At 47.1% G+C, this 2,014-nt stretch carries 1 tRNA gene and 1 rRNA gene; both read left to right on the forward strand.

Going from position 1 to position 2,014, the window contains the following annotated elements:
- Positions 1-115 precede the first annotated feature (115 nt).
- A 16S ribosomal RNA gene (locus FFS26_RS22325) occupies positions 116-1,632 on the forward strand.
- Between the two features lie 223 nt (positions 1,633-1,855).
- Positions 1,856-1,929 (forward strand) — tRNA-Ile (locus FFS26_RS22330).
- Positions 1,930-2,014 lie beyond the last annotated feature (85 nt).

The following is a 2,014-nucleotide window of genomic DNA, read 5'->3' on the forward strand; positions in this document are numbered from 1 at the left end:
GACAGAGAGATTGCTTCGGAAAAAGCGGAAGATATAAAGATCATTGACATACAATATAACAACCAAGTAAGGAAAAACTAAAGCGTTAAAAACTTTGAGTGAGTCAGACAAACATACAATGGAGAGTTTGATCCTGGCTCAGGATGAACGCTAGCGGGAGGCCTAACACATGCAAGCCGAGCGGTAGAGATCTTTCGGGATCTTGAGAGCGGCGTACGGGTGCGGAACACGTGTGCAACCTGCCTTTATCTGGGGGATAGCCTTTCGAAAGGAAGATTAATACCCCATAATATACTGGATGGCATCATTCGGTATTGAAAACTCCGGTGGATAGAGATGGGCACGCGCAAGATTAGATAGTTGGTGAGGTAACGGCTCACCAAGTCTGCGATCTTTAGGGGGCCTGAGAGGGTGATCCCCCACACTGGTACTGAGACACGGACCAGACTCCTACGGGAGGCAGCAGTGAGGAATATTGGACAATGGGTGAGAGCCTGATCCAGCCATCCCGCGTGAAGGACGACGGCCCTATGGGTTGTAAACTTCTTTTGTATAGGGATAAACCTACCCTCGTGAGGGTAGCTGAAGGTACTATACGAATAAGCACCGGCTAACTCCGTGCCAGCAGCCGCGGTAATACGGAGGGTGCAAGCGTTATCCGGATTTATTGGGTTTAAAGGGTCCGTAGGCGGATCTGTAAGTCAGTGGTGAAATCTCACAGCTTAACTGTGAAACTGCCATTGATACTGCAGGTCTTGAGTGTTGTTGAAGTAGCTGGAATAAGTAGTGTAGCGGTGAAATGCATAGATATTACTTAGAACACCAATTGCGAAGGCAGGTTACTAAGCAACAACTGACGCTGATGGACGAAAGCGTGGGGAGCGAACAGGATTAGATACCCTGGTAGTCCACGCCGTAAACGATGCTAACTCGTTTTTGGAATGTAAGTTTCAGAGACTAAGCGAAAGTGATAAGTTAGCCACCTGGGGAGTACGAACGCAAGTTTGAAACTCAAAGGAATTGACGGGGGCCCGCACAAGCGGTGGATTATGTGGTTTAATTCGATGATACGCGAGGAACCTTACCAAGGCTTAAATGGGAAATGACAGGTTTAGAAATAGACTTTTCTTCGGACATTTTTCAAGGTGCTGCATGGTTGTCGTCAGCTCGTGCCGTGAGGTGTTAGGTTAAGTCCTGCAACGAGCGCAACCCCTGTCACTAGTTGCCATCATTAAGTTGGGGACTCTAGTGAGACTGCCTACGCAAGTAGAGAGGAAGGTGGGGATGACGTCAAATCATCACGGCCCTTACGCCTTGGGCCACACACGTAATACAATGGCCGGTACAGAGGGCAGCTACACTGCGAAGTGATGCAAATCTCGAAAGCCGGTCTCAGTTCGGATTGGAGTCTGCAACTCGACTCTATGAAGCTGGAATCGCTAGTAATCGCGCATCAGCCATGGCGCGGTGAATACGTTCCCGGGCCTTGTACACACCGCCCGTCAAGCCATGGAAGTCTGGGGTACCTGAAGTCGGTGACCGTAACAGGAGCTGCCTAGGGTAAAACAGGTAACTAGGGCTAAGTCGTAACAAGGTAGCCGTACCGGAAGGTGCGGCTGGAACATCTCATTTTAGAGCGTCTTAAAGACGTTAAACAAAATCAGTATCGTAAGGTACAAAATACTTACTTAAAGCATAGCTTTAGTTTTTTGTTTGGTTGATATATAAAAATACAAAACCCACTAGAAATTAGTAAAGGGATAGAGAGACAAGAGATTAAAGAATTTGAAATTTGATGTTCGAGATTTGAAGTTAAGAATATCAAATATCAAATAATGCATCTCAAATCTAACAGAGTCTCGTAGCTCAGCTGGTTAGAGCGCTACACTGATAATGTAGAGGTCGGCAGTTCGAGCCTGCCCGAGACTACTAATTAAAGCGGATGGCGAATAGCTTTTGGCTGCTGGCATTTAGCCAATAGCAAGAAGCCATAAGCTAGAAGCACCTAGAGGGG

Source organism: Chryseobacterium sp. 2VB, from assembly GCF_005503635.1.
Lineage (GTDB): Bacteria > Bacteroidota > Bacteroidia > Flavobacteriales > Weeksellaceae > Chryseobacterium > Chryseobacterium cupriresistens.